Annotated in this window: 20 protein-coding genes; 6 read left to right on the top strand and 14 right to left on the bottom strand. The window is 73.2% G+C overall.

Annotation, left to right across the window (positions count from 1 at the left end; all coding sequences use genetic code 11):
* The first annotated feature begins 125 nt into the window (after positions 1-125).
* Positions 126-1,214, top strand: coding sequence for a DUF2637 domain-containing protein (locus ACIQGQ_RS17680; protein ID WP_402396510.1), 1,089 nt, complete (start codon positions 126-128; stop codon positions 1,212-1,214).
* A gap of 54 nt (positions 1,215-1,268) precedes the next feature.
* Here the strand turns inward: ACIQGQ_RS17680 and ACIQGQ_RS17675 are convergent, their stop codons facing one another.
* A complete protein-coding gene (locus tag ACIQGQ_RS17675; protein WP_402396915.1) occupies positions 1,269-1,631 on the bottom strand; it encodes an ATP-binding protein in 363 nt (120 codons plus the stop codon).
* Between the two features lie 378 nt (positions 1,632-2,009).
* On the opposite strand from ACIQGQ_RS17675, the gene ACIQGQ_RS17670 reads away from it, so the two are divergent.
* Complete coding sequence (locus ACIQGQ_RS17670) at positions 2,010-2,435, top strand: ribonuclease (RefSeq protein WP_366298966.1); 426 nt, start codon at positions 2,010-2,012, stop codon at positions 2,433-2,435.
* Between the two features lie 331 nt (positions 2,436-2,766).
* A complete protein-coding gene (locus tag ACIQGQ_RS17665; protein WP_402396506.1) occupies positions 2,767-3,153 on the top strand; it encodes a barstar family protein in 387 nt (128 codons plus the stop codon).
* 90 nt (positions 3,154-3,243) lie between these two features.
* On the opposite strand, the gene ACIQGQ_RS17660 is transcribed toward ACIQGQ_RS17665, so the two are convergent.
* Positions 3,244-5,634, bottom strand: a complete 2,391-nt coding sequence (locus ACIQGQ_RS17660) for a collagenase (RefSeq protein ID WP_402396503.1) — start codon at positions 5,632-5,634, stop codon at positions 3,244-3,246.
* A gap of 327 nt (positions 5,635-5,961) precedes the next feature.
* On the opposite strand from ACIQGQ_RS17660, the gene ACIQGQ_RS17655 reads away from it, so the two are divergent.
* The gene (locus ACIQGQ_RS17655) at positions 5,962-7,440 is read left to right on the top strand and encodes an aminopeptidase P family protein (protein ID WP_402396500.1); all 1,479 of its coding nucleotides are present in this window, start codon (positions 5,962-5,964) and stop codon (positions 7,438-7,440) included.
* 69 nt (positions 7,441-7,509) lie between these two features.
* On the opposite strand, the gene ACIQGQ_RS17650 is transcribed toward ACIQGQ_RS17655, so the two are convergent.
* The 10 genes from ACIQGQ_RS17650 to ACIQGQ_RS17605 all read right to left on the bottom strand — a co-directional run bounded on the left by ACIQGQ_RS17650 (position 7,510) and on the right by ACIQGQ_RS17605 (position 21,371).
* Complete coding sequence (locus ACIQGQ_RS17650) at positions 7,510-8,217, bottom strand: GntR family transcriptional regulator (protein ID WP_402396497.1); 708 nt, start codon at positions 8,215-8,217, stop codon at positions 7,510-7,512.
* 121 nt (positions 8,218-8,338) lie between these two features.
* The gene (locus tag ACIQGQ_RS17645) at positions 8,339-9,280 is read right to left on the bottom strand and encodes an ornithine cyclodeaminase family protein (protein WP_402396494.1); all 942 of its coding nucleotides are present in this window, start codon (positions 9,278-9,280) and stop codon (positions 8,339-8,341) included.
* On the bottom strand, positions 9,277-10,278 hold the full coding sequence (locus tag ACIQGQ_RS17640; protein WP_402396491.1) for a proline racemase family protein: 1,002 nt from the start codon (positions 10,276-10,278) through the stop codon (positions 9,277-9,279). The genes ACIQGQ_RS17645 and ACIQGQ_RS17640 overlap by 4 nt, the downstream gene beginning before the upstream one ends.
* Before the next feature lie 120 nt (positions 10,279-10,398).
* A complete protein-coding gene (locus ACIQGQ_RS17635) occupies positions 10,399-11,307 on the bottom strand; it encodes a dihydrodipicolinate synthase family protein (protein WP_402396488.1) in 909 nt (302 codons plus the stop codon).
* A gap of 75 nt (positions 11,308-11,382) precedes the next feature.
* Positions 11,383-12,867, bottom strand: a complete 1,485-nt coding sequence (locus ACIQGQ_RS17630; protein WP_402396485.1) for an NAD(P)/FAD-dependent oxidoreductase — start codon at positions 12,865-12,867, stop codon at positions 11,383-11,385.
* Positions 12,848-13,108: a (2Fe-2S)-binding protein gene (locus tag ACIQGQ_RS17625; protein ID WP_402396912.1), complete on the bottom strand. Its 261-nt coding sequence runs from the start codon at positions 13,106-13,108 to the stop codon at positions 12,848-12,850. Before ACIQGQ_RS17625 ends, ACIQGQ_RS17630 begins: the two co-directional genes overlap by 20 nt.
* A 147-nt stretch (positions 13,109-13,255) precedes the next feature.
* Positions 13,256-14,422 (bottom strand): NAD(P)/FAD-dependent oxidoreductase, encoded by a 1,167-nt coding sequence (locus ACIQGQ_RS17620; RefSeq protein ID WP_402396483.1) that lies wholly within the window; start codon positions 14,420-14,422, stop codon positions 13,256-13,258.
* 111 nt (positions 14,423-14,533) lie between these two features.
* Positions 14,534-16,276 (bottom strand): pyruvate dehydrogenase, encoded by a 1,743-nt coding sequence (locus ACIQGQ_RS17615; RefSeq protein WP_402396480.1) that lies wholly within the window; start codon positions 16,274-16,276, stop codon positions 14,534-14,536.
* 66 nt (positions 16,277-16,342) lie between these two features.
* Entirely contained in the window at positions 16,343-17,458 is a 1,116-nt protein-coding gene (locus tag ACIQGQ_RS17610; protein WP_402396478.1) for a protein phosphatase 2C domain-containing protein, read from the bottom strand.
* Between the two features lie 127 nt (positions 17,459-17,585).
* Positions 17,586-21,371, bottom strand: a complete 3,786-nt coding sequence (locus tag ACIQGQ_RS17605) for a S8 family peptidase (RefSeq protein WP_402396475.1) — start codon at positions 21,369-21,371, stop codon at positions 17,586-17,588.
* A 209-nt stretch (positions 21,372-21,580) separates the two neighbouring features.
* On the opposite strand from ACIQGQ_RS17605, the gene ACIQGQ_RS17600 reads away from it, so the two are divergent.
* Both ACIQGQ_RS17600 and ACIQGQ_RS17595 read left to right on the top strand, forming a co-directional pair.
* Positions 21,581-22,573 carry a helix-turn-helix domain-containing protein gene (locus ACIQGQ_RS17600; protein ID WP_402396472.1) on the top strand — a complete coding sequence of 331 codons (993 nt, stop codon included), beginning with the start codon at positions 21,581-21,583 and terminating at the stop codon, positions 22,571-22,573.
* Positions 22,574-22,609: 36 nt separating this feature from the next.
* Positions 22,610-23,092 (top strand): DUF456 domain-containing protein, encoded by a 483-nt coding sequence (locus ACIQGQ_RS17595; protein WP_402396469.1) that lies wholly within the window; start codon positions 22,610-22,612, stop codon positions 23,090-23,092.
* Here the strand turns inward: ACIQGQ_RS17595 and ACIQGQ_RS17590 are convergent.
* A complete protein-coding gene (locus ACIQGQ_RS17590; protein ID WP_402396467.1) occupies positions 23,017-24,465 on the bottom strand; it encodes a DNA-3-methyladenine glycosylase 2 family protein in 1,449 nt (482 codons plus the stop codon). The two genes, ACIQGQ_RS17595 and ACIQGQ_RS17590, sit on opposite strands and share 76 nt — an antisense overlap.
* A 91-nt stretch (positions 24,466-24,556) precedes the next feature.
* Positions 24,557-25,732, bottom strand: a complete 1,176-nt coding sequence (rsgA, locus tag ACIQGQ_RS17585; RefSeq protein WP_402396464.1) for a ribosome small subunit-dependent GTPase A — start codon at positions 25,730-25,732, stop codon at positions 24,557-24,559.
* Between the last annotated feature and the right edge of the window lie 3 nt (positions 25,733-25,735).

Raw genomic sequence — 25,735 nt, 5'->3', positions numbered from 1 at the left:
GGTCCCGGTCATCCGTGCGCAGCGCCGACCCGATGGCGTTCTCTTGGCCCGAAACCCCCTGTAAGCGAACGGGTTTGGGCAATCATGGCGCCCGAAATGCCCTAACGCTACGCAAGGGACCGCGCATGAGACTGACCGACATATCGCTGAACTGGCTGCTTCCGGGCGCCGTGCTGCTCGTGGGAGTCCTGGCGGCGATGGCGGTGGTCGCACGCGGTAAACGCGCCACTGACGCATCCGCGGCCGACGACACCTGGGAACGCAGCGAGGAACGGCGCCGACGCAAGGAAGCCCTGTACGCCACCGCTTCGTACGTCCTGCTGTTCTGCTGTGCGGCGGTCGCCGCCGCACTCTCCTTCCACGGGCTCGTCGGCTTCGGCGAGCAGAACCTCGGCCTCTCCGGGGGCTGGGAGTACCTGGTCCCCTTCGGCCTCGACGGCGCGGCCATGTTCTGTTCCGTGCTCGCGGTACGGGAGGCCAGCCACGGCGACGCGGCACTCGGCTCCCGGCTGCTGGTGTGGACGTTCGCCGGCGCCGCCGCCTGGTTCAACTGGGTGCACGCCCCGCGCGGGATCGACCACGCGGGTGCCCCGCACTTCTTCGCGGGCATGTCGCTCTCGGCGGCCGTGCTCTTCGACCGGGCCCTGAAACAGACCCGCCGGGCCGCGCTGCGCGAACAGGGCCTGGTGCCCCGTCCGCTGCCGCAGATCCGGATCGTACGGTGGCTGCGCGCCCCCCGGGAGACCTTCGGCGCCTGGTCGCTGATGCTCCTGGAGAACGTGCGCACCCTCGACGAGGCGGTCGACGAGGTGCGCGAGGACCGGCGGGAGAAGGAGCAGAACCGTCTCCGCAGGAAGGACCAGGAGAAGCTGGACCGGGCCCACATCAAGGCCCTGAACCGGCAGAACCGGGCCTGGCACCGGGTCGGCCGCGCCGCGCCCGCCCCGGTGGACGTCCAGGCCATCACCACCACGGCGGGCTCCGGGCCGCCGGCCGTGGAGCCCGCCATATCCGAGCCGGGACAACTGCCCCTGCGTCCCCGGCCTTCCCTGCAGGCCGTGGCGGGTACGGGCCCGGGTACGGGTCCGGCCCCGGATCGGAGCAAGGATGAGCCCGTCACCGTCGACCTCACCGCCGAGGACGACACCCAGGCACTGCCCCGGCTCGACACGCTGGAGCAGAAACTGAAGGACCTGGAGCAGCAGTTCGGCTGATTCCCCGGCCGATCCGCCACCGGAAGGCCCTGATGGCCCGGCCCCGCCGGCCCGTCAGGGCCTTCCGCCGTCCAGTTCGAACCAGACGACCTTGCCCAGGGCCTGGGGGCTGACCCCCCAGGCGTCCGCGAGGGCCTTCACCAGGAGCAGCCCCCGGCCGTGCGTACCGTCGTCGGCGTCCGGTACGTACGACAGGGGCAGTCCGGGCACGAAGTCCCGCACTTCCACGCGCAGCCCGGTGGGGGCCACGCTCGCGGTGACGACCGCGCCGTGCGCCGTGTGGATCAGCGCGTTGGTCACCACCTCGCTGAGCAGCAGCTCGGCCACTCCGGCCGGCTCGTCGCTCCATCGGTAGCGCAGGAACTCCCGCAGGGCCCCGCGTACTTCGCTGACGGCCGCCAGATCGGCGTGGGCCAGTCTGCGGCGTAAGGTGACCGGACCGCGGCCCTTCGTCACCGGGTCCCCCGGCGCCCCGCCCGTCATGGAACCCGACTCTCCCTGACATCCCATCGGCTCCCCCGCCCGCACAGTGAATCGCCTCCTGTTTCCTTGTCGGCGGTCGTTGGTCGTCGACCGCCGCTCCTCGTCCTTGCCCGGAACATGTCCACGGGATGCATGCCCCGCTGACAGGCCGTCACGCTTGTCGATTCATCAACAAGTGAACAGAGGGTCGCAGTCGACCGGAGAGACCTCGGACATTCGATCGACACAATTCCTCCTCCCGGGTTAACTCCCAAAAAATTCACATCGGTCGCCGTTGACGCCGCCCTGTCTACGCGCGTCATCATGGTGGCCATGCGAATCCCCCCACGGATCACCACGCTCGGCGGCGCCGCCGCCCTTCTGTCCGTCCTCCTCGTCGGCGCCCCGGCCGCCACGGCCGGCGCCACGACCGCCGCACCGGTCGCCGCCTCCTCGCTCTCCTCCGTCGCCTCGGTCGGCAGCGTCTGCTACTCGACACTGCCCTCGCAGGCCCACGACACCATGAACCTGATCGCCAAGGGCGGTCCGTTCCCCTACTCGCAGGACGGTGTCGTCTTCCAGAACCGGGAAGGCGTCCTGCCCAGCCAGAGCACCGGCTACTACCACGAGTACACCGTCATCACCCCCGGCTCCTCGACGCGCGGCGCGCGGCGGATCGTGACCGGTCAGAAGACGCGGGAGGACTACTACACCAGTGACCACTACGCCACCTTCCGTCTGATCGACCAGGGCTGCTAGGGGGTGTCTGATAAATGAGTGCGGGTGAAGGAGCGGGGTCCGGTGCGTGCGGTCGCAAGGCGCCGGGGCGTCCGCGTGGCGGAGCCACGTGGGCGGTTCGGCAACGCCGCGAGCGTGCGTGCCGGACCCCGCGACGCCGCGGGCATGTGTCAGACACTCCCTAGGGGAGGGTCCGACACATGAGCGCGGGCGACGCCGCGGGCATGTGTCGGACACCCCCTGAGCCCCGGACCTCGGGACCGATCCGCGCCGCAGCCCCCACCTGCGGCGCGGATCACGTGTGCGGTGCGGCGGGGCGGGCCGTGCGTCCGGCGGCTTGTACGCTCCCCCCATGACCGTGACGTATGTGATCGACGGCGCCCGGATCACCGGTCTGGACCGGTTCTGGGACGTGATCGGCGAGGCCGTGAACGGCACGGGCGGGTACTTCGGCCGCAATCTCGACGCCCTCGCGGACTGTCTGCACGGCGGCATGGGTACCCCCGACGACGGCGACTACGTCTTCGAGTGGCGGGACCACACCGCCTCCGCGCGGGCCCTGGGCCACGAGGAGACGGCCCGGCAGCTGCGGCAGAGCCTCCAGCGGGCCGACCCCACCCACCGCGCGGCACTGCGCCACCGGCTCGACGAGGCCCTCGCGGGCCGCGGGCCGACGCTCTTCGACCGGATCGTGGAGATCCTCCGCGACGAGGGGCCGGGGGACGTACGGCTGCGGTGAACCCCGGCCGCGCCCCCGGGAAGCGCGACGGCGCCGGTCGGCCGAGCGGGAACATCACTCGGCCGACCGGCACCGCGGGGGTCGTGGGGATCAGAACTCGGTGGTCACCTTGGCCCCGTCGAAGGCCTCGTTGCCGTAGAGGCTGATGTAGTGGTACCCGGGCGCCGGGTTGTTGACGGTCAGGGTGTGCTCGTTGCCCGCACCGGCGGCCTTGTCGGTGTAGGCCCCGGTGGTCGCCCACCCCGTCGAGCTGTAGTAGAGGTCGGCGTCGCCCGTGCCGCCGGAGGCGGTGATCTTCAGCTGGGTGGTGCCGGCCGGGATGAGGACGGCCAGGTAGGCGTAGTCGCCCTTGACGGCCTTCAGCCCGCTGCGCATGCAGTTCTGGCCCAGCATCCGGGCGTCGGCGTCCTTGCACTCGGTGATGTCACCGGGCGGGTTGGTGGAGCCGCCACCGCAGGCACCGGCCGCGCAGGCGGTCAGCCAGGTGTCCCAGTCGGAGTCGTACCGGCTGCCGATGGTCGAGGTGAGCAGGGTGCGGGCGCCGTTCCAGTCGCCCTTGCGGTAGAGGCCGAGCAGGGTGTCGAGGTCCCCGCGGTGCGACTCCAGCATGTAACGGACGGCCAGGTAGCCCCAGTTGTAGACCCGGGTCTGGTCGGCGTTGTCGTAGGTGGTGTCGAAGAGGGTGCTCAGGCGGTAGGTGCGGTTGGCGGCCTGGGCGATGGCGTCGTCGTAGGCGACCTTGCGGTACGAGTAGGAGACGTACTCCGCGAAGCCCTCCACCCACCAGACGGTCGGCGTGGTCATTCCGGCCTCGAAGTCGCCGTACATGTCGAACCGGCCGTCGAGGTAGTGCGTGTACTCGTGGTTGAGGTTCCAGATCTGGAAGTCGGGGCGGGCCCACTCGGCCTCGTAGGCGATGAACCGGGGGGTGTTTCCGGCGGCCTTGGGGTCGCCCTCCAGGTACATGCCGCCGTTGTTGGTGTCGATGCCGAAGATGACGCCGGCGTAGGTCTGGTAGTCGCTGCTGGAGTTGAAGACCACGACCTCGATGGTCTTGTTGTTGTCGTCGGCGACCGGGCCGTTGTCCCGGGCCACCTCGTGGAAGTACGCGTCCTGGTTGCGCAGACTGGTACAGCTCGCGTCGAGCTCCGCCTGGTTCATGTCCTGCGCCCGGATGGTGATGCTGTCGCTACAGGTGAACCGCACCGGCAGGACGGCCTTCTCCAGGCGCTCCGCGAGGTTGCAGGCGCCGTACGTGGCGCAGTTGGCCTTGTCGAAGGCGTCGACCATCATCGCCAGGTTGACCCAGAGCGGGGCGGTGGCGTTGTCGAGGGAGCTCTTGCCCATCAGGTCGACCACGAGCGGGCTCGCCTTGGCGCGCAGCGAGTCCTCCTTGAGGAAGCGGCCGAGTTCAAGTCCCGCGTTGGCGGCCAGGAACGAGTTCTTGGTGCCCAGCAGGTCGAGGTGGTTCGCGGCGAAGTCGCGCAGGGAGTTCAGCACGCTGGAGTCGGCCTCGATGGCGCTGACGAACTCCGGCACCTGGTGGCCGCGGAACATCACCGTGTACACGCTGTTCACGGCGTTGACCATGTACCACGAGCCGTCGTACGACGCGTTGTAGTCGGCCAGCATCTTCTTGACGACGTTCAGATAGCGGGCGTTCTGCTCGGCGCTGTCGATCAGGATGATCGCCTCGGACAGGCTCTCGCCGTTGGCGTCGGTGACGTCGTAGGCGTGCGAGGAACCGAAGAAGCCGTCGAGCGCGCCCTGGATGGCCGTCTTCAGACGCGGGCCGTACTGGCCGACGGTGTCGGGGTCGTAGTACTGGACGTAGTAACCGGCCCGGAGGAAGAGGATCAGCTGCGGCATCCCGGTGCTGCCGTCACCGGGGTACGAGGCCGAGGCGTCGCGCATCGCGTCGGCGACGGTGACCATCTGGTCCTCGCGGAAGGCGTTGTAGCCGTCCTGGCCCTGGAGCTTGAAGAGCGTGTTGACGCAGTCGGTGGTCGCCGCCTTGACCTTCGTGACCAGGGCGCTTCCGGTGTTGTTGGTGAAGTCGGTGACGTCGCACGCGGCGGCAGCGGCCTTGCCGGACGCCTTGAGGCCGGCCCGCTTCGCGGCCTTCATCGACGGTGCCAGGTGGCTCGGGAGCGCGGCGGCCGGGTCGTCGTAGTCCCGCCTGAGCGCGTCCTTGGACGCGGACTGCGGAGGCCGGTCGGCGGCCTTGAGCGCCGAGCGGTCGGTGTGGGCGGGATCGCCGACGGGTGCGGTCAGCGACTCGGCGGTGGGACCGCCGGGGGCCCCGGTGCGGGGTTCCGCCTGCCGCCCGGCGGCCTTCGAGGCGTGGGGGGCCGTGGCCGAGGCCACGGGGGGCTGTCCTGCGGCCTGACTCGGCGCGGAGAGCATGCCCACGCCCAGGCATGCCGCCAGGACCGCGGTGGACAGTCCAGCTATTTTCTGACGAACCCTCAGGTTCTTCACGTGCCGCCTCCCAGCGGAGTGGTGACCGCGCGACAAGGCGCGGCTGTGGGGGAATGCGAGGGTGCCGGTGGGGCCCGGCCCGGACCGCCCACGTCGTGACATGGACACAGCTTCCGTTCCCTTGCGCGCTGTACAATGGCACATGTCACATGTCCTTCGGAAGCCCTCTCACGCACATTCATCTGCGCGACAACTTCCGCCCCCAGCACGGACCCAGGGATGCGGCACCGCACGAGCCGGTCGCCACCACCGTTCTTCCGGCCGGGTCCCGCCTCCCGACAGCACCCGGCGCCCCGTACCCGGGCCCCGGCCGAGCCCCGAGGAGCCATGCCCGTGTCCCGTTCCTTCTCCGCGCCCAGCACCGGAAGCCACGATCTGCCGGTCTCCGCCGCCCTGGACGCCTTCATGAGCACGGCCTGGGCGGACACCCCCGCGCGGCCGGACTCCCGCGTCCCCTCCCACGGGCTGACCCCCGCCCGCCGCGCCCGGCTGGCCGCGCGCTTCCCCGGCGAGCGGCTGGTCGTCCCGGCCGGGGCGCTCCGGGTCCGCTCCAACGACACCGACCACCGCTTCCGGCCGCACACCGGGTACGCCTGGCTCACCGGCCTCACCGGCGAGGACCAGGCCGGACACGTCCTGGTCCTGGAACCGGACGGCGACGAGCGGCACGAGGCGGTGCTCTACCTGCGGCCCCGCTCGCCCCGTACCGGCCGGGAGTTCTACCAGGACCGCAGGTACGGGGAGTTCTGGGTGGGCCGCCGGCCGGATCTGGCGGAGGCCGCCGAACTGACCGGGCTGCGCTGCGAGCCGCTGGAGGACTGGGAGAAGCTCTTCGCCGGGCCGCAGCCGCCGGTGCGGGCGCTGGGCGGGGTGGACCCGTCCGTCGACGAACTCCTGCGCTCCCGGCGCCCGTTCCCGCTCGGGCGCTCGGCACCGGCCGGGCTCGAAGCCGTGCTCAGCGAGCTCCGGCTCGTCAAGGACCCCTGGGAGACAGCGCAGTTGCAGCTGGCCGTGGACGCGACGACGGCGGGCTTCGAGGACGTCGTACGCAGCCTGCCGCGGGCGTTGCGCCATCCGCGCGGGGAGCGCTGGATCGAGGGCGTCTTCGATCTGCGGGCCCGGCTGGAGGGGAACGGGCCCGGGTACTCCACGATCGCCGCGGCCGGGGCGCACGCCTGCGTCCTGCACTGGATCCGCAACGACGGCCCGCTGGAGGACGGCCACCTGCTGTTGCTGGACGCCGGGGTGGAGACCGATTCGCTCTACACCGCCGACATCACCCGCACCCTGCCGCTCTCCGGCCGCTTCTCCCCCGTCCAGCGCGGTGTGTACGAGCTGGTGCTCGCCGCCCAGGAGGCGGGCATCGCGGCGCTACGGCCGGGGGCCCGCTTCCGGGACTTCCACCGGGCGGCCATGCGGGTCATCGCCGAAGGGCTGCACGAGTGGGGTGTGCTGCGGATGTCCGCGGACGAGGCGCTCGCCCCGGAGAACGGCTTCCACCGCCGGTACACGCTGTGCAGCAGCGGCCACATGCTCGGGATGGACCTGCACGACTGCGCCCAGGCACGGGCCGGCGCCTATCTCGACGGCCGACTGGAGCCGGGCCAGGTGCTGACCGTGGAGCCGGGACTCTACCTCCAGCCCGACGACGGGACGCTGCCGCCGGAACTGCGCGGCATCGGGGTGCGGATCGAGGACGATCTCGTGATCACCGAGGACGGGGCCCGGCTGATGTCGTCCGCGCTGCCGCGGACCGCCGACGGGGTCGAGGAGTGGATGGGCGCGCTGCTGGAGAGCCGGGCCTGAGACATCCGCCGCGCTTCCCGGCCCCGTCCCCGCGGGGTGGAGCCGGGAGGGCGGCGCCGGGCGGGGAGGTCAGGCCTTGGCGACCCGGGGGCTGTCGCCCTCCGCCCCGTCGGGGCTCTCCTCGGCCCAGAGGTTCCTGACGTGTGACATGTGGCCCAGCATGCACCGCTCGGCGCCCGCCGCGTCACCGGCGATCAGCAGGTCCAGCAACTGGGCGTGCTCCTCGGCCGACTGGACCAGCAGCCCGGACTCGTCGAGCCGGTTCAGCCCGAAGAGGCGGGAGCGCTTGCGCAGATTGCCGACCTCCTCCACCAGGCGGCGGTTGCCGACCAGGCCGAGCAGTTCGAGGTGGAAGCGGCGGTCGGCCTCCAGGTAGCCGAGTATGTCGTGCTCGGCGGCGGCCTCGACGATCGCCCGCGCGAGCGGCCGCAGCGCCTCCAGCTCCGCGGTCTTCCCCATCCGGGCGATCCGGCCGACGGTGGGGACCTCGATCATGACCCGGAGCTCGGTGAAGTCGTCCAGGTCCTGCTCGGTCAGCTCCGTCACGCGGAAGCCCTTGTTGCGCACGGCCTCCACCAGGCCCTCGCGGGCCAGGTCGAGCATGGCCTCGCGGACCGGGGTGGCGGAGACCCCGAAGTCGGCGGCGAGGGCGGGGGCGGAGTAGATCACGCCGGGACGGAGCTCCCCCGAGATGAGGGCCGCCCTGAGGGCGTTCGCCACCTGGTCGCGCAAGTGCTCCTGCGCGGAGATCGCGTTGAGCGTCGTCAGGCGGGCCATGTCTGCATCCTCCAGCACCGTGCGGAGCCTCAGGATACAATGTCACGTTTCCATGGACGCCCGGTGTCCCCGGTCGGTGCCCACCCGTCCACTGCGGCCGCCCTTCCCGCCGATGCCCCTGCTACGAGGCGGAGTTGCGGTGCACCGCCTCCGCGACGGCCAGGTCCTCCCACCCCATTCCGACGCTCTTGAAGAACCGGGGCCCCGCGGAAGCGGCCGGAACGCCGCCCGGAACCCGGCCGGTGACCAGGTCGGACAGCCCGGCGACGATGTCCTCGGCGGCGAACACCCCCTCCGCCATGGGGATCAGCAGATCGCCCGCGCCCGCCAGCACCGCCGTGCGGGCCTCGACGAAGACGGCGGACCGGGCCACCAGCGCGCTGTCGACCTCGCGGGCGTCCGGGGTGTGCGAGCCGACCGCGACGACCGTCGCCCCGTCCGGCACCAGGGCGCCGTCGAACAGCGGAGTGGCGGAGGCGGTGCAGCAGAGCACCAGATCGGCGGTGGCGACGTCGGAGCCGTCCGCCCGGCCCGTACCGGCGTCCGTGCCGGGCCGGCGGGCGTACGCGGCGAGCTCCTCGGCCCGCCCCGGGGTCCGGCCGGTCACGGTGACCCGCTCCACGCGGCGCTCCGCCAGTACCGCGTCGAGGTGCCCGTACGCCTGCGGTCCCGTGCCGAAGAGCACCAGGTGGCGGACGACGGGCCCGGTGAGGTGGCGGATCGCCAGCGCGGAGACGGCCGGTGTCCGCAGGGTGGTGAGCGCGGCCCCGTCCAGCAGGGCGAGCGGCAGCAGGGTGGCACCGTCGAGCAGGAGGTAGCTCCCGGTGATCCGGGGCAGGCCGCGCGCCGGGTTGTCCGGGGCGACCCCGGCGATCTTCACCCCGGTGACCCGCCGGGTGGTGGCGGGCATGATCAGCAGCTCTCCGCCGGGCACCGGGAGGTGGTGCCGGGGCGGAACCGTCTCCGGGTCCAGCCCCCCGCCCAGCGCCGCCTCCAGCGCGTCGGCCGCCGCTCTCGGTCCCAGGGCCGCGATGTCGTCGGCGCCGAGCAGGGGAAGGTTCACAGCAGAAATCCTTCGGGGAAGGGGTCGGACGGGTTCAGGAAGAATTGTGCGGTACCGGTGATCCAGGCGCGCCCGGTGACGGTGGGCACGACGGCCGGGAGCCCGCCCACGGTGGTCTCCTCGACGAGCCGCCCGGTGAACGAGGTGCCGATGAACGACTCGTTGACGAAGTCCGCGCCCAGGGGGAGTTCGCCGCGCGCGTGCAGTTGCGCCATCCGGGCCGAGGTGCCCGTGCCGCAGGGCGAGCGGTCGAACCAGCCGGGGTGGATGGCCATCGCGTGCCGGGAGTGGCGGGCGTCGGAGCCGGGTGCCAGGAACTGGACGTGCTTGAGGCCGTGGATGTCCGGGGCCTCCGGGTGGACGGGCCGGTCGGTGGCGTTGACCACGTCCATCAGGGCGAGTCCGGCGGCCAGGATGTCGTCCTTGCGCGCCCGGTCGAAGGGCAGCCCGAGGTCGGACAGCTCGACCATCGCGTAGAAGTTCCCGCCGTAGGCGAGGTCGTAGCGCACCGTCCCGTACCCGGGCACCTCGGCCGTCCGGTCCAGCGCGACGCTGAAGGCCGGGACGTTGGTGAGCGTCACCGCGGTGGCCTCGCCGTCCTTCACCCGTACGTCGACGGAGACGAGCCCGGCCGGGGTGTCCAGCCGTACGGTGGTGACGGGTTCGGTGACCTCCACCATGCCGGTCTCCACCAGCACGGTCGCCACCCCGATGGTGCCGTGACCGCACATCGGCAGGAAGCCGGAGACCTCGATGTAGAGGACGCCGAAGTCCGCGTCCGGCCGGGTGGGCGGCTGGAGGATGGCGCCGCTCATCGCGGCGTGGCCGCGCGGTTCGTACATGAGCAGGGTGCGCACGGCGTCGCGGTGCTGCTGGAAGTGGGTGCGCCGCTCGGCCATGGTGGCGCCGGGGATGGTGCCGATGCCACCGGTGATGACCCGGGTCGGCATGCCCTCGGTGTGTGAGTCGACGGCGTGGAAGATGTGACGGGTCTGCAAGGCTCCCCCTGGTTCGTCACGGCGGACACGAAGAAGAACACGAGATCACGGGAACACGGGATCGTGGGAGGACGGCGGTCCGGGCAGGCCGGTGCTGGGCCGGCCCGGACCGCACGCGGCTCAGCGCGCGCCGCCGGCCAGGACCTTCTCCGTCGCGGCGCGCACGGCGGCCAGGTCCTCCGCGGGCAGCGGGAAGCGCGGGGGCCGGGTGCGGCCGCCGTGCCGGCCGACGACGTCCATGGACGCCTTGATGGCCTGGACGAACTCCGGCTTGGAGTCCCAGCGCAGCAGCGGGTGCAGCTCCCGGTAGAGCGGCAGGGCGGTGGCGAGGTCACCGGCGACCGCGGCCCGGTACAGGTCGACGCAGGAGGACGGCAGCATGTTCGGGCAGCCCGCGATCCAGCCGACGGCACCGCCCAGCGCCAGCTCCAGCAGCACGTCGTCGGCGCCGATCAGCAGATCGAGGCCGGGCGCCGCCTCGGCGATCTCGTACGCCCTGCGGACGTCGCCGCTGAACTCCTTGACCGCCACGACGCTGCCGTCCTGGTGGAGCCGGGCGAGCAGCTGGGGGCTCAGGTCGACCTTGGTGTCGAAGGGGTTGTTGTACGCGACGACGGGGATGCCGACCTCGGCCACCTCGGCGTAGTGGGCGCGCACCGCCTCGTCGTCGCAGCGGTACCCGTTGGGCGGCAGCAGCAGGACGGAACCGGCGCCCGCCTCGGCGGCCCGTTCCGCCCAGCGCCGCGATTCGGCGCTGCCGTACGCGGAGACGCCCGGCATGACGCGGTTCCCGTCACCGGCGGCCTCGACCGCGACCCGGACCACCTGTTCGCGTTCGTCGTCGGTCAGGGTCTGGTACTCCCCGAGCGAGCCGTTGGGGACCACGCCGTCGCAGCCCTCCTCGATGAGCCAGCGCACATGGGCGGCGAAGGCGTCGTAGTCGATGGTGCGGTCCTCGCGCAGGGTGATCGGGGTGGCGACCATGACCCCGTGCCAGGGACGGGTGCGCTGATCGGTGTTCGTCTGCATCGTGACTCCTTGAGAGGTGTGACATGGCACAGTGCGGTGACATCAGGGACAGCGGTGGGAACGGACGTGGTGGGGCTATCCGGGGTCGGCCAGGCCGGCGAGCGTACCGAGCTTGACCGGGCAGGCCAGCGGGCGGCGGTCGGGGCCGCCGGGCGCGGTCCCGGAGCCGTGCGCGGCGGCCAGGGCGCGGACGGCGAATCCGCAGGTACGCCCCTGGCACCAGCCCATTCCGGCCCGGGTGAGCAGCTTGGCGGTACGGGTGTCACCGGCGCCCAGCTCCGTGCAGGCGGTGCGGATCCGGCCCGCGGTGACCTCCTCGCAGCGGCAGACCTCCGTGTCGTCGGCCAGCCACTCGCTCCAGCCGTCCCCCGGCCGGTGCGCGGCCCCCATCAGGGCGGCGAACTCCCGCATCCGGCGCCGGGCGCGCCCCAGGGCGACCGCCCGGCGGGCGTCCTTCGCGCGCACTCCGCCCCGCGTCTCGCGGACGACCGCGAGGGCCGCCAGCTCTCCTTCGCAGAGGGCCAGTTCGACGCCGCCGATGCCGCCCGACTCGCCGGCGGCCCAGATCCCGGTGACGGTGGTCGCGAGGAAGCGGTCGACGGTGACCGCGTGGCTGCCGTCGGGGCCGGTACGGGTGCCGCACCCGGCCGCCAGGGCCAGGTCCAGCTGCGGCACGAGTCCGTGGCCGACGGCGAGCGCGTCGCAGGCGATCCGGCGCCCGGTCCCGGCCACGGGGCGCCACCGGTGGTCCACCCGGCTGACGGTCACCGCCTCGACGCGCTCGTCCCCGTGCACCTCGGTGACGGCCCGGCGGGTCAGCATCCGCACCCCGGAGCGGGCCAGTTCGGCCCCGTACCGGGCCCCCTCCACCGCCTTGCCGGGGTTGCCGGCCAGCACCCGGGGCGCGCGGGCGTACGCCCCGTACCCGGCGGCCTCGACCAGGGCCGGGACGCTCGCCCCGGCCCGCGTCAGCGAGGCGGCGACGGCCTGGAGGAGCGGGCCGCTCCCGGCGACCACGATCCGGCGCCCCGGGAGCACCAGCCCGGACTTGAGCATCGCCTGGGCCCCGGCCGCGCTCACCACTCCGGGGAGGGTCCAGCCGGGGAACGGGAGCTGGCGCTCGTACGCGCCGGTCGCCAGGACGACGCGGCGGGCCCGGACGGCGGTGCGGGTCTCCCGGTCGTCGCCGGTGACCGCGTGCAGGATCCAGCCCTCGTCCCCGGCCCGTTCGACCGTCCACACCTGGTGGCGGGCGAGGTGGCGGACCGCGCCGGTGGAGCGGTGTGCGGCAAGCCGGGCGGAGAGGTCGGCGAAGGCGTTCCAGTGGTGGTGGAGCGCTTCGGGGCGGGCGGCGCCGAGTCCGGGGGCCGGGCTGCGGTAGTACTGCCCGCCGGGGGCGTCGGCCGCGTCCAGCAGGACCACGTCGACCCCCCGGTCGGCGGCGGTGACGGCCGCGGCCAGACCGGCCGGCCCCGCGCCCACCACGGCGAGCCCGGCGAACCCGGTGCGGTCGGCGCGGTCGGTGCCCCGGGGGCGGGGCTCATCCGTCGAGTGCGGCATGTCCGTCGCCCTCCTGGGTGGTGATGGTGTCGCCCGGACGTGCGGGCAGCAGGCAGGCCCGCTGGTTGGGGCGGCCGTTGACGGTGGCCAGGCATTCGTAGCAGGCGCCGATGCCGCAGAAGGCGCCTCTCGGGCGGCCCTCGACCCGGGTGGTGCGCCAGCTCAGGATGCCCGCCGACCAGAGTGCGGCGGCGACGGTCTGGCCCGGCAGCCCCACGACCGGGCGGCCGTCGAAGGTCATCCGGAACTCCGGTTCCGGTGCGGCGCCGACGAGTTCGGCGGGGGTTCGTGCTCGGCTGCGTCTCACTGGTGCCTCTCCTCGGTCCTCACTGGGGCTGTTCCCGGGGCTGTTCCCCGGCGGGGCGCCGGGTGGCGTACGCCCGTACCGTCATACGGCGCGGCGCTCGGGGTCGAACCGTTCGGGGGCGAACGGGGCGAGGCCGAGGGTGGGCCGCGCCCCCCGGACCGCCTCGGCGATCAGCAGCCCGGTCGCCGGGGCCAGCCCGATCCCCGCCCCCTCGTGCCCGCAGGCGTGGAAGAGCCCCGGCACCCGGGGGTCCGGCCCGATCGCCGGGAGGTGGTCGGGCAGGTACGGGCGGAAGCCGTGGTACGCGCGGATCACCCGCACGTCGGCGAGGGCGGGGAAGAGCGCGGTGGCGGCCGCCGCCAGCCGGGCGGCCACCGGCACGGAGAACGTCCGGTCGAAGCCGACCCGTTCGCGGCTCGCCCCGATGAGCACCGGTCCGGAGGGGGTCCCCTCCACCACGGGCGAGGTCTGGAGCGCGGCGGACCCGCTCGACACGTCGGCGACGTACTCCGCCGCGTACACCTTGTGCCGGATCAGCCGGGGCAGCGGTTCGGTGACGAGCACGAAGCCCCGGCGCGGCAGGACCGGGAGCTCCACCCCGGCCAGCGCGGCGAGTTCGCCGCCCCAGGTGCCCGCCGCGTTGACCACGGCGGGGGCCCGCAGCACCCCCCGTACGGTGCGGACCCCGCACACCGCGCCGGCCCGGTCGCGGAGGATCCCGACGACCTCCTCCCCGGGGCGCACGAGCGCACCGGAGCGGGCCGCCGACCGCAGCAGCTCCGCGGCCGCCAGGGCCGGCTGGACCTGGGCGTCCTGCGGGTAGTGGCAGCCGCCGGCCAGTCCGGGCGCGAGGTGGGGCTCGACGTCCCGGAGCCGGCCGGCGGAGACGGGGTGCGCCTCGACGCCCGCCGCGCGCTGGCCCTCGGCGGTGGCGGACAGGGCGGCCAGGGAGTCCTCGGACGCCGCGACGACCACGCCCCCCTTGGCCTCGTACTCGATGCCCGGGGGCAGCTCCTCGGCCAGCTCCTGCCACAACCTGGCGGAGAGCAGGGCGAGTTCGAGCTCCGGTCCGGGCACTTTGTCGGAGACCAGGAGGTTTCCCTCACCGGCTCCGGTGGTTCCGCCCGCCACCGGACCCCGGTCGACGACGGCTACGGAGAGTCCGGACCGGGAGGCGTAGTGGGCACAGGCCGCACCGACCACTCCGGCCCCGATGATGACGGCATCCAGGGGGCGTCTCGTGAGCACGTCAGTAATATGTCACATTGCTCAAGGGTCGCCAAGGGTGTCCGCGGGGGCAGTTGATCAGTCACCGCCCCCCGGGCGGACCGTCCGAACGGGCGGACCCCGCCCGCGCGTTCAGGGGCGGGGCATGTTGCGCAGGTTGGAGCGGGCCATCTGGACCATCCGGCCCACTCCCCCGTCCAGCACGATCTTGCTGGCGGAGAGCGCGAAGCCGGTCAGCATGTCGGCGCTGATCTTCGGCGGGATGGAGAGGGCGTTGGGGTCGGTGACGACGTCGACGAGGGCCGGGCCCCGGTGCTTGAACGCGTCCTTGAGGGCGCCTTCGAGCTGCTTCGGCTTCTCCACCCGCACCCCGTACGCCCCGCAGGCGCGGGCGACCGCGGCGAAGTCCGGGTTGTCGTTGGTCGTGCCGAACGACGGCAGGCCCGCGACCAGCATCTCCAGCTCGACCATGCCGAGGGAGGAGTTGTTGAAGACGACGACCTTCACCGGCAGATCGTGCTGGACCAGCGTCAGGAAGTCCCCCATCAGCATGGTGAATCCGCCGTCGCCCGACATCGAGACCACCTGCCGGTTCCGGTCGGTGAACTGGGCGCCGATCGCCTGCGGGAGCGCGTTGGCCATCGAGCCGTGGCTGAACGACCCGATGACCCGGCGCCTGCCGTTGGGCGAGAGGTAGCGGGCGGCCCACACATTGCACATGCCGGTGTCGACGGTGAACACGGCATCCTCGTCGGCCAGTTCGTCCAGAACCGCGGCGACGTACTCCGGGTGGATCGGAACGTGCTTGTCGACCTTGCGGGTGTACGCCTTGACCACGCCCTCCAGGGCGTCGGCGTGCTTCTTCAGCATCCGGTCGAGGAACCTGCGGTCGGTCCTGGTCCTCACCCGCGGGGTCAGACAGCGCAGCGTCTCCCGGACGTCGCCCCAGACCGCCAGGTCCAGCTGGGACCGGCGGCCCAGGTGCTCGGGGCGCACATCGACCTGGACGATCTTCACATCGGTCGGGAGGAAGGCGTTGTACGGGAAGTCGGTGCCGAGCAGGATCAGCAGATCGCACTCGTGGGTCGCCTCGTAGGCGGCGCCGTAGCCCAGCAGTCCGCTCATCCCGACGTCGTACGGGTTGTCGTACTGGATCCACTCCTTGCCGCGCAGCGCGTGCCCGACCGGTGCCTTCACCCGTTCGGCGAAGGCCATCACCTCCGCGTGGGCCCCGGCCGTGCCGCTGCCGCAGAACAGGGTCACCCGCTTCGCCGCGTCGACCATCCGGGCGAGCGCGTCGATCTCCGCGTCACCGGGCCGGACCGTCGGCCGCGAGGTGACCAGCGCGTGCTCGACCGACCGCTCCGGGGCGGGCTGGGCCGCGATGTCGCCCGGCATCGTGACGACGCTGACGCCGCCCTGGCCGACCGCGTGCTGGATGGCGGTCTGGAGCAGCCGCGGCATCTGCTGCGGATTGGAGATCATCTCGTTGTAGTGGCTGCACTCCTGGAAGAGCAGCTCCGGATGGGTCTCCTGGAAGTAGCCGAGTCCGATCTCGCTCGACGGGATGTGCGAGGCCAGGGCGAGCACCGGGGCCATGGATCGGTGGGCGTCGTAGAGGCCGTTGATGAGGTGGAGGTTGCCGGGGCCGCACGATCCGGCGCAGGCCGCCAGCGACCCGGTGATCTGCGCCTCGGCACCGGCGGCGAACGCGGCGGTCTCCTCGTGCCGGACCTGGATCCAGTCGATGGACCGGTTGCGCCGGATGGCGTCGACGACCGGGTTGAGGCTGTCGCCGACGACCCCGTACATCCGCTTCACGCCCGCCCGGGCGAGGATGTCGACGAACTGCTCCGACACGTTCTGCTTGGCCATGGGTGCGTGCCCTTTCCCCACTGCGGCTTCGGGACTTCCGCTCCCATCAACCCATGGCGCGCGCGGTTACGCCTCCCAGACGCCCGCCCCCGTACGGTCGTCGGAGTACCCCTGCACCCGGAGCCCGGTGTCGGTGAGGAAGGCCGCGAGGCCGGGCGGGGCCGGGGCGTCCCAGCGGGCGGCGAGCTCCTTCGCCAGGGCGGGTTCGCCGCGCAGCGGTGCGGCCAGCCCGGGGCTGCAGAGCAGCAGGACGTCGCCCGACCGGGCCACCGAGCCCCGGAACCGGAACGGCTCGGCGAACGGCTCCGCGCCGGGCGGCGCGTCCCCGGACGGCGGGGTCCGCGGGTCGAGGTCCTGCCAGACACCGTCGCGCAGCCGGAGGAGTCCGCCCGCACCGACACCGAAGAAGACCCGGGTGCGGCAGTCGGGGTCGGCCGGCAGCAGCAGGCAGCGCAGGCTCGCGGTGTACCGCTCCGGTTCCTCCCCCAGCTCGGCGGCGCGGGCGCGCAGCCGTCCGTAGGTGCGGTCGGTGAGGCGGTTCAGCCCGGACTTGAGGTCCTGGCGGCGGCCGGCCCGTATGTCGTCGGAGAGCCGGGCGTGGCTGCGGGCGACGGCCGTGCCGATCCAGCGGCAGGCGTCGGCCGCCGCCCGGTGCGCCGCCTTGGTGGACCGGGCCCCGGTGGCGACGGCGACCAGGACGAGCGCCTCCTCGTCGTCGCCGAAGCGGGCGGTGAGCAGCGCGTCCCGGCGGGGCTCGCCCCGGGACCGGGCGGCGTCCCCGCGCACGGAGGCGGCCCGCAGGGTGTACGTGCCGTAGCGGGCGCCGTCGAGAGCGGTGTCGGGGACGAGCCCGTCCAGCTCCTCCGGGCCGGTGGCGGGCAGCGCGGTGGGCTCGGGGTCGTAGCGGGACGGCCGGTCGCCCAACTGGCCGATCCCCCGGTGGGGCGGGGGTTCGGCGCGGGACGGTGCCACGGGTTCCGGCGGCCGGGGCGGCTCCGGTGGTGTCGCGGCGTCCCGGTCGGGCGGGACGGGCCCGTCCGGGCCCACCGCGCCGGACGCCGAGTCGAAGCGGTCGTCGAGGGTGTCGGCCGTGTCGCCCGGGCCGGTGTCCCGGGCCTTCTCGTCGTACAGCCTGCGCCACCACGCGTCCTCGGCGGCGGGGCTCTCCCCCTGCTGGCTCATGCCCTTATTGTCGGCCGCCGGGGCACCGGGAAAACGGCGCATCCGCAAAGACGGCCGGGAACAGGGGTCCGCCGGACGTCCCCACCCCCCACGGGAAGGACGCCCGGCGGACCCGGTCGGGGCGACGTCAGCGCACGGCGTACGCGTCGGTCACGGTCTGGACGACGGAGTTGCCGTTGGCGTCCGTCAGTTCGGTCCGCAGGGTGACCGGCTTGCCCGCCGCGCCCGCGTGGTCCACGGTCGCGGTCCACCGGCCGTCACGCTGCGCGGTGGTGGCCGCGGTCCAGGTCTCCCCGCCGTCGTAGGAGTACGAGACCTTGGCGGCGGTCAGCTTTCCGGGGGTGTAGCCCGCGTGGCCGGTGACGCTCAGACCGATCGTCCGACCGTCCTCGGCCGGCAGGGTCTTGAGCCCGTCGGTGTCCAGGTCGTAGCCCGGGAAGAGCAGCGGGATGCCCTGCGAGTAGGCGTTCTCGTCGCGCTTCGAGCGGAACTTCCAGGTGGTCTCGGTGCTGGTGGACCGCTTCCACACGGCCGCCGGCTGGCCGGTCCTCATGGTCCGCAGGGTCAGCTCGTACGGAGCGTCCCCGGCCGGGACGGTGAAGACCCCGGACGGCCAGCCGGTCTCGTCGATCAGCTTGCCGTCGCTGGTCAGGCGCATGGAGCCCAGGTCACCGAAGGAGCCCTGGAGACCGGCGTGCTCGCTGTCGCTCCAGAATCCCGGGGCTACGCCGATCAGGTTGTCCTGGCGCTCGGCGGCGAGCGCGAGCCCGCCGGCGGCGTCGCGCGGGGCGGCCGGGACGGGGATGCCCCGGTACCAGTTCTCCGCGCGGGTGGAGCCCGCCTTGTAGGTGCGCGGCTGGTCGGTCATCATCTCGCCCCAGGGGAAGCTGGAGGAGAGGTACCGGACCCAGGCGGTGTCGCCCGCCGAGTAGTACTCGGTGCGCTTGCTCGGGGCGGCGACGACGTCGTTCGCCGGGGAGAACGACGCGCCGTACGGCCGGTTGACGATCATCATGTCGATGTAGTCGGCGGCGACGCCCATCGCCTCGTAGTCCGCGGTGACCTTGCCGAGCTTGGCGTCGCGGACCGTGTAGGTGCGGTCCGAGGTGATCGGCCCGGTCTCGGGGAACGCGAGGTTGTAGACGTACGGGCTGACCGCGGTGGCCTTCCAGCGCAGCGTGACCGGGCCCTTGGCCAGGGCGGCCTTCAGCGCGGCGGCCTCGTCCGACTGGATGCCGAGCGCGGGCACGCCCGGCTGGCCGTAGCCGACGGACGGCTTCCAGGGGCCCGGCGCGGAGCGGTGGGCGATGACGGCCTTGGCGCCGGCCGCCTTCGCGTCGCGGCTCTGGGTGTAGACGTAGTCGTCGTCGCCCACGTCGATCAGGGCGATCTTCCCGGCGACGCCCGCGGCCTTCAGCTCGTCGGGGGTGCCGCTCCCGGCGTCGACGAGACCGGCCTCGCCCGTGCCGTCGAGGTTGACGGAGCCGGTGCTCGCCGTCGTCGGGTGCAGTTCGGCGCCGCCGGCGACCGAGAGCTTCTCGATCTGCGGGGCGTAGGCGCGCCAGAAGCTGGAGAACTCGAAGTCGCCGTCGGTCGCCCGGCCCTCCACGTCCGCCAGGTAGTTCTTGACGTCGGAGCCCGCGGAGAGGGAGCCCGCGTGCAGCCAGGCGCCGTCCCAGGTGCGGCCGAAGGCGAGCGTGGTGGAGTGGTTCTCGGTGGCGCGGTCGGCGGTCCTCACCTGGACGCGGTGGGCCTTGCGGGCGTCCAGGACGAGGGTGGTGTCCTTGGTCAGCTTGAGCTGCGGCCGGGCCAGGTAGGCGACCGATTCGTCGAGACGGCCGGTGGGGTCCGCCGGGTCCGGGGAGATGACGAAGCTGGACACGAAGTACGCGCCGGGGCGCAGCTGGTAGACCTGGTCGGCGGCGCCGTCGTTGAAGCGGCGCTCGCCGGTGGAGGTGTCGGTGCCGATGACGTCCAGCGAGGAGGAGCCGTCGGCGGGCTTGCCGGTGCGGTCGACGAGCTTGACCCGCAGGGTGACGGTCTCGGCGCCCACGTACAGCGAGAACGGGGTGGAGACCTTGGCGCCGCCGGGGCCGGTGGCGAGGACCCGTCCCGTGACGTCGCCGTACTGGGCGGCCGTCAGCTTCGCGGTCGGGTCGATGGCCAGCGGGACCTTGACGGTGGCTCCGGCCGGGACGGTGACGCTGTTGGCGCCGAGCCTGGCGACGGCGGAGCGGACGGTGGAGCCGTCGTTGCCGGTGACGCCCTGGACCTTCAGCGACAGCTTGACCGGCTTGCTGCCGGAGTTGGTGTACGGGACGTCGACGGTGGTGCGGTCGCTGCGGTCCTGCGGCCACGCGTAGGTGCCGCCCTGGAGGGCGGGGGCACCTACGACCGTGGTGTCGATGGCGGCCTTGACGTCGAGGCGTCCGGCACCGGTCTCGCGGACGTCGCCGGGGATGTCGCTCTTCGCCGACGAGACGAGCGCCGCCTTGATCTGCTGGGCGGTCCAGTCGGGGTGACGCTGCTTCACGATGGCGGCGGCGCCCGCGACATGCGGGGTGGCCATCGACGTGCCGGACATCGTCCGGTACGCGTAGACGCCCCGGCCTCCGGCGGAGGCGGCCGAGATGGCGACGCCGGGGGCGGCGATCTCGGGCTTGAGGGTGTGCGAGCCGATGACGGGGCCGCGGCTGGAGAACTGGGCGGTGGTGTCGTCGCGGTCGACGGCGCCGACGGTGAGCACGCCGGGGGCGCAGCCCGGCGAGGAGACGGTGTTCAGCGTCGGGCCGGAGTTGCCGGCCGCGATCACGAACAGGGTGTCCTCGCTCTTCGCCAGCTTCTCGGCGGCGAGGCTCATCGGGTCGGTGCAGTCGGTCGGTTCCGGGGAGCCGAGGCTCATCGAGACGACGTCGGCCTTCTGGTCGACGGCCCACTGCATGCCGGCGATGATCCAGGACTCGGCTCCGGAGCCGCTGTCGTTGAGGACCTTCCCGGCGAGCAGGTCGGCGCCGGGGGCGACGCCCTTCTTCTTGCCACCGCTGGCCGCGCCGGAGCCGCCGACGGTGGAGATGGTGTGGGTGCCGTGGCCCTGCCGGTCGTCGGTGCTGTCGGAGTCGGTGAAGTTCTCCGAGACGGTGACCCGGCCCTTGAGGTCGGGGTGTTCGGCGTCGACGCCGGTGTCGAGGACGGCGACCTTGGTGCCCTTGCCGTCGAATCCGGCGGCCCAGGCGAGGTCGGCGCCGACCTGCTTGGTCGACTTGTCGAGACTGGCCCGGACCTTGCGGTCGAGCCAGAGCTTCTTCAGCCCCGAGGAGGCGAGGCCGCGGGCGGCGGTGCCCGTTCCGGCCCCGGTGACGTCCGACCAGAAGTCGGCGGCCTTCGCCTTGTCGGCCTTGAGGGCGACCCCGTCGATGACGTCCAGGACCGGACCGCGCTCGGCACCGCGCGGGGTGGCGGCCAATGCGGTACGGGCCTTGCCCTTGCCGTACACCGCGATCAGCGGCAGCGCCTTGGTGTGCGCGTCGTCGTAGCCCTGCCGGACGAGGCCGGTGACGTTGAAGAGTTCCTCGTCGACCGTGCCGGCGGCCAGCGCGGCGGTGGCCGACTCGGGGTAGACGTACAGGTCCTTGCCCGACTGCCGGGTCTGGAGCAGGGGTACGGTCCCGTCCTCGCGCGGCAGCGCGGTGACCGAGGAGGCCCCCGAACCGTCCGTGCGCACCAGGACCTTGTCGCCGGTGACCAGGGTCACGGTGACCGGTTCGGCCTTCTCCGCCCGTGCGGCGGAGCTGCCGGTCAGTGGTCTCTTGCCTGTCGCACCGTCCCGCGGCGCTGCCGCTGACGGTGCGATCGCGGTGACGGCCAGGACCGCGGCGGTGGCCGCTCCCAGTGCCGTGCGCGATATCGGACGCATCGCTCTCCCCAAGTGATTAAGGAACCAACCGGCTCAAACCGCCGCCTAACGACGGTTGTTGGTACTGCGGTGGCGCCACATTGGCAGAGCGACGGACGTTAAAGGGATGATGTACACGGCGGGTTTACGCCGTGGCCGCTTTCCGCCACGACCGGGCGCCCGGCCACGGTGACAAGGTGCGGAACAAGCGCGTCCGGAAGGGTCTGGGGATGCTGGGAGCCATAGGTCTCGACGAGATACAGGAGTCGGCGTACCGCGCGCTCGTCGCGGTGGGCGCCGCCGAGGTCTCCGATCTCGCGCACCGGCTGGTGCTTCCCGAGCCGGACACCGAGCGCGCCCTGCGCAGGCTGGAGCAGCACGGACTGGCCGCCCAGTCCTCCGCGCGCCCCGGCCGCTGGGTCGCCGCGCCACCCGGAGTGGCGCTCGGGGCCCTGCTGACCCAGCAGCGCCACGAGCTGGAGCAGGCCGAGCTTGCGGCGGCACTCCTCGCCGAGGAGTACCGGGCGGAGGCCTCGGAGCCCGCCGTCCACGACCTCGTCGAGGTGGTCACGGGCGGGAGCGCCGTCTCGCACCGCTTCCACCAGTTGCAGCTGGGCGCGACGAGCGAGGTGTGCGCCCTGGTCACCGGGAAGCCGATCGCGGTCAGCGGCATGGAGAACGAGGCCGAGGAGCAGGCCGCCACCCGCGGGGTCTCCTACCGGGTGGTGGTCGAGCGGGAGCTGCTCTCGCTGCCGTACGGGATCCTGGAGCTGTCTGCGGCACTGAGCCGGAACGAGCAGTGCCGGGTGATCGACCGGGTGCCGACCAAGCTGGTCGTCGCCGACCGCGCCCTGGCCATGGTGCCGCTGACCGGGCGCGGCGCCGAGCCCGCCGCCCTGGTGGTCCACTCCTCCGGGCTGCTGGAGTCGCTGATGGGGCTCTTCGAGGCGGTGTGGCGCGAGGCGATGCCGCTCAGGATGAGCGAGAGCGGCGCCCTGGCGGAGGAGGACACCGGCCCGGACGCCACCGATCTGGAGATCCTCTCGCTGCTGCTGGCCGGGCTGACCGACGCGAGCGTGGCCAAGCAGCTGGAGCTGGGACTGCGGACGGTGCAGCGCCGGGTGAAGGGCCTGATGGAGCTGACGGGCGTCTCGACCCGGCTCCAGCTCGGCTGGCACGCGTACGAACGGGGCTGGGTGGCCCGTACCCCCAGGGAACGCTGACGGGCGGGACCGGCCGGACTCCGGCAGTCTGGGCAGATGGGTGTGTGGCAACTCGTCGCCGTCGGCCTGGTCATGCTCCTGGGCCTGCTCGGCGTGCTGGTTCCGGGGGTGCCGGGACAGGCGATCGTCTGGGCCGCCGTGCTGTGGTGGGCGCTGACCGACACGTCGCCGCTCGCCTGGGGCGTGCTCATCGGCGCGACGGCGGTGCTGCTGCTGGACCAGGCGCTGAAGCCGCTGCTGCCGCCGCGCCGCCCGCGTGAGACGGGGGCGCCGCGCAGGACGCCGATGCTGGGCGGCATCGCGGCGATCCTGGGCTTCTTCGTGGTGCCGGTGGTGGGCGCGGTCATCGGCTACGTGGGGGCCATCTACGGTGCGGAGCGGCTGCGGCTGGGCAGCCGGGGCGCGGGCTGGGCGTCGGTGCGCTCGGTGATGCGGGCCACCGGCTACTCGGTGCTGGTCGAGCTCTTCGCGTGCCTGCTGGTGGCGGGCGGCTGGCTGGGCGCGGTGATCTGGGGCTGAGCGTCGCGGCCGGCGGCCCGGTGCAGCAGCTCCAGGTGGCGTGCCCCGTACGAGCGCCAGGGCCGCCACCGCTCCGCCCCGGGCCGCCGCTCCGGGTCGACGTCCGGGTCGCCGAGCGCCCGCATCCGGACGAGCGCCGCCTTCGCCGGGCCGAACCCGGGCAGCCGCAGCAGCGCCCGTTCGGCCTCCTCCCGGTCGGCCCCTGCGTCGAGCCGCGCCTCCCCGTCGGCGAGGGCGGCGGCCAGCGCCCGCAGCTCCGGCGCCTCGGGGGCACCGGCCAGCACGCCCGGCTCGGGGAACACATGCGTCAGCCCGCCGCAGGGCACGTCCAGGACCTTCCCGTACGCCTCCACCAGCCGCCCGGCGGCCGCCTCGCCCACCAGCGTCCGTACCGCGAACTCCTCCGGGTCCGCGGTGCCCGGCGAGCGCAGTCCGGGGCGGGCGGCCACCCCCGGGGCGAGCAGCGGATCGGCCGCCAGCCGCTCGTCGACGGCGTACGGGTCGGCGTCCAGGTCGAAGAGGCGCCGCAGCCGCTGGACGGCGGTCGTCAGGTCCCGCAGGTCCGTGAGGTGGATCCGGGCGTCCAGCCAGGGCCCGGCGGACCGCTCGTCGACGGCCACGATGCCCGAGCCGTACGGCAGCCGCAGGGTGCGCCGGTAGGTGCGGGCGCCCGGCTCCCCGGCCATCTCCTCGACCCGGGCCACCACCGCGCCGGCCAGCAGGTCGAAGACCTCCCGGGCCGCGTACGGCCCCCGGTGGGCGAGCCGCAGCGGGACCCCGGTGGTCCGCGCCTCCCGGACCGCCGCGCCCAGCCCCGTGGCGGCCTCGGCCCGCAGCGCGCTCGGGGTGCGGGCGTAGATCTGCCGGACCGTGTCGTTGAACTGGCGCACGCTGGCGAAGCCGGACGCGAAGGCGATCTCGGTCACCGGCAGCCCGGTCGTCTGGAGCAGGACCCGGGCGGTGTGGGCCCGCTGGGCGCGGGCGAGCGCCACCGGGCCCGCCCCCAGCTCCGCGTTGAGCTGCCGCTGCACCTGCCGCGCGCTGTAGCCGAGCCGCCGGGCCAGACCGGGCACACCCTCCCGGTCGACCACACCGTCGCCGATCATCCGCACCGCCCGGCCCACCACGTCGGCCCGGACGTTCCAGTCGGCCGAGCCGGGCACGGCGTCCGGGCGGCAGCGGCGGCAGGCCCGGAAGCCGTGCCCCTGCGCGGCGGCCGCGGTCGGGAAGAAGCGGACGTTCTTCCGCTTGGGCGTCACGGCGGGGCAGCTCGGCCGGCAGTAGATGCCGGTCGTCTCGACGGCGAAGAAGAACGCGCCGTCGAACCGCGCGTCGCGGCTGCTCACCGCCTCGTACCTGGTCCGTTCGTCCATCACCCGATCCAGTGTGCGGCACCTCGCGGCACCGCACCGGCGGGATTCGGACACGGACCCCGGCCGCCCCCGGGACCGCCCGGCGGGCGGGCTACCGCATCCGGCCGCGCTTCGCGTCCATGGCGGCCCGGCCCTCGGCCCCCTGGCGCTTCCAGTTGCGCAGCATCTCCGAGCGCAGCCGTGCGTCGGTCTTGGCCGCGATGCGCCGGTTCTCCCGCATCAGCTTGCGGAAGCTGTCGAGGCGCCGCTCGTGCAGCGAACCGTCCTCGATCGCGGCGAGCACCGCGCAGCCGGGCTCGGTCTCATGGGCGCAGTCGTGGAACCGGCACTCCCCGGCCAGTTCCTCGATCTCGGAGAAGACCTGGCCGACCCCCGCCTCCGCGTCCCAGAGCCCGACCCCGCGCAGCCCGGGGGTGTCGATGAGCACCCCGCCGGAGGGCAGGAGGAGCAGGTTGCGGGTGGTGGTGGTGTGCCGCCCCTTGCCGTCGACGTCGCGCGCGGCCCGCACGTCCATCACGTCCTGGCCGAGCAACGTGTTGGCCAGCGTCGACTTGCCCGCCCCGGAGGCGCCGAGCAGCACGCTCGTACCGCCCGAGACGATGGCGGAGAAGACGTCGATGCCCTCCCCGGTGGCGGAGCTGACGGCCAGCACCTGCACACCGGGGGCGACGCCCTCGATGTCCTGGACGAGGTACGACAGCGTCGCCGCGTCCGGCACCAGGTCGGACTTGGTCAGCACCACGATCGGCTCGGCGGCGCCGTCCCCGGCCGAGCCGTCGTCCCGCAGCAGCGCGTCACCGCTGGAGCTGGACATAGCGAGCGCCAGGAACCGCTCCACCCGCCCGAGGTCGAAGTCGACGGCGAGCGAGAGGCAGATGACGATGTGGTCCACATTGGTGGCGAGCACCTGGCCCTCGGAGCGCTGCGAGGACGTCGAGCGGACGAAGGCGGTGCGCCGCGGCAGCAGCGTCCGTACGAACTGCGGGTCACCGTCGGGGTCGACGGCGACCCAGTCGCCCGTGCAGACGATCCGCATCGGGTCGCGCGGGACGACGAAGGCCGTGTCGGCGCGGAGCGTGCCGTGCGGGGTGACGACATCGCACTGGCCGCGGTCCACCCGCACCACCCGGCCGGGCAGCAGCCCCTGTTCGGCGTGCGGGGCGAAGGCGTCCGCCCATGCGTCGTCCCAGCCGTAGGGAGCCAGCGGGTGGGCGGCGGACGGGTCCTGCGAGGAGAGAAGAGAAGAAGAAGAGAACGGGAAAGACAAGGG

Source organism: Streptomyces sp. NPDC092952, assembly GCF_044754785.1.
GTDB lineage: Bacteria > Actinomycetota > Actinomycetes > Streptomycetales > Streptomycetaceae > Streptomyces.
The sequence above is the reverse complement of the archived record's forward strand: the minus strand, read 5'-3'. Positions and strand labels throughout refer to the sequence as shown.

Coding starts and splice junctions, on each gene's coding strand:
- ACIQGQ_RS17680 (WP_402396510.1), top strand. CDS start 126: ATGAGACTGACCGACATATCGCTGAACTGGCTGCTTCCGGGCGCCGTG.
- ACIQGQ_RS17670 (WP_366298966.1), top strand. CDS start 2,010: ATGCGAATCCCCCCACGGATCACCACGCTCGGCGGCGCCGCCGCCCTT.
- ACIQGQ_RS17665 (WP_402396506.1), top strand. CDS start 2,767: ATGACCGTGACGTATGTGATCGACGGCGCCCGGATCACCGGTCTGGAC.
- ACIQGQ_RS17655 (WP_402396500.1), top strand. CDS start 5,962: ATGCCCGTGTCCCGTTCCTTCTCCGCGCCCAGCACCGGAAGCCACGAT.
- ACIQGQ_RS17650 (WP_402396497.1), bottom strand. CDS start 8,217: ATGGCCCGCCTGACGACGCTCAACGCGATCTCCGCGCAGGAGCACTTG.
- ACIQGQ_RS17635 (WP_402396488.1), bottom strand. CDS start 11,307: ATGCAGACGAACACCGATCAGCGCACCCGTCCCTGGCACGGGGTCATG.
- ACIQGQ_RS17630 (WP_402396485.1), bottom strand. CDS start 12,867: ATGCCGCACTCGACGGATGAGCCCCGCCCCCGGGGCACCGACCGCGCC.
- ACIQGQ_RS17625 (WP_402396912.1), bottom strand. CDS start 13,108: ATGACCTTCGACGGCCGCCCGGTCGTGGGGCTGCCGGGCCAGACCGTC.
- ACIQGQ_RS17615 (WP_402396480.1), bottom strand. CDS start 16,276: ATGGCCAAGCAGAACGTGTCGGAGCAGTTCGTCGACATCCTCGCCCGG.
- ACIQGQ_RS17610 (WP_402396478.1), bottom strand. CDS start 17,458: ATGAGCCAGCAGGGGGAGAGCCCCGCCGCCGAGGACGCGTGGTGGCGC.
- ACIQGQ_RS17605 (WP_402396475.1), bottom strand. CDS start 21,371: ATGCGTCCGATATCGCGCACGGCACTGGGAGCGGCCACCGCCGCGGTC.
- ACIQGQ_RS17600 (WP_402396472.1), top strand. CDS start 21,581: ATGCTGGGAGCCATAGGTCTCGACGAGATACAGGAGTCGGCGTACCGC.
- ACIQGQ_RS17595 (WP_402396469.1), top strand. CDS start 22,610: ATGGGTGTGTGGCAACTCGTCGCCGTCGGCCTGGTCATGCTCCTGGGC.
- ACIQGQ_RS17590 (WP_402396467.1), bottom strand. CDS start 24,465: ATGGACGAACGGACCAGGTACGAGGCGGTGAGCAGCCGCGACGCGCGG.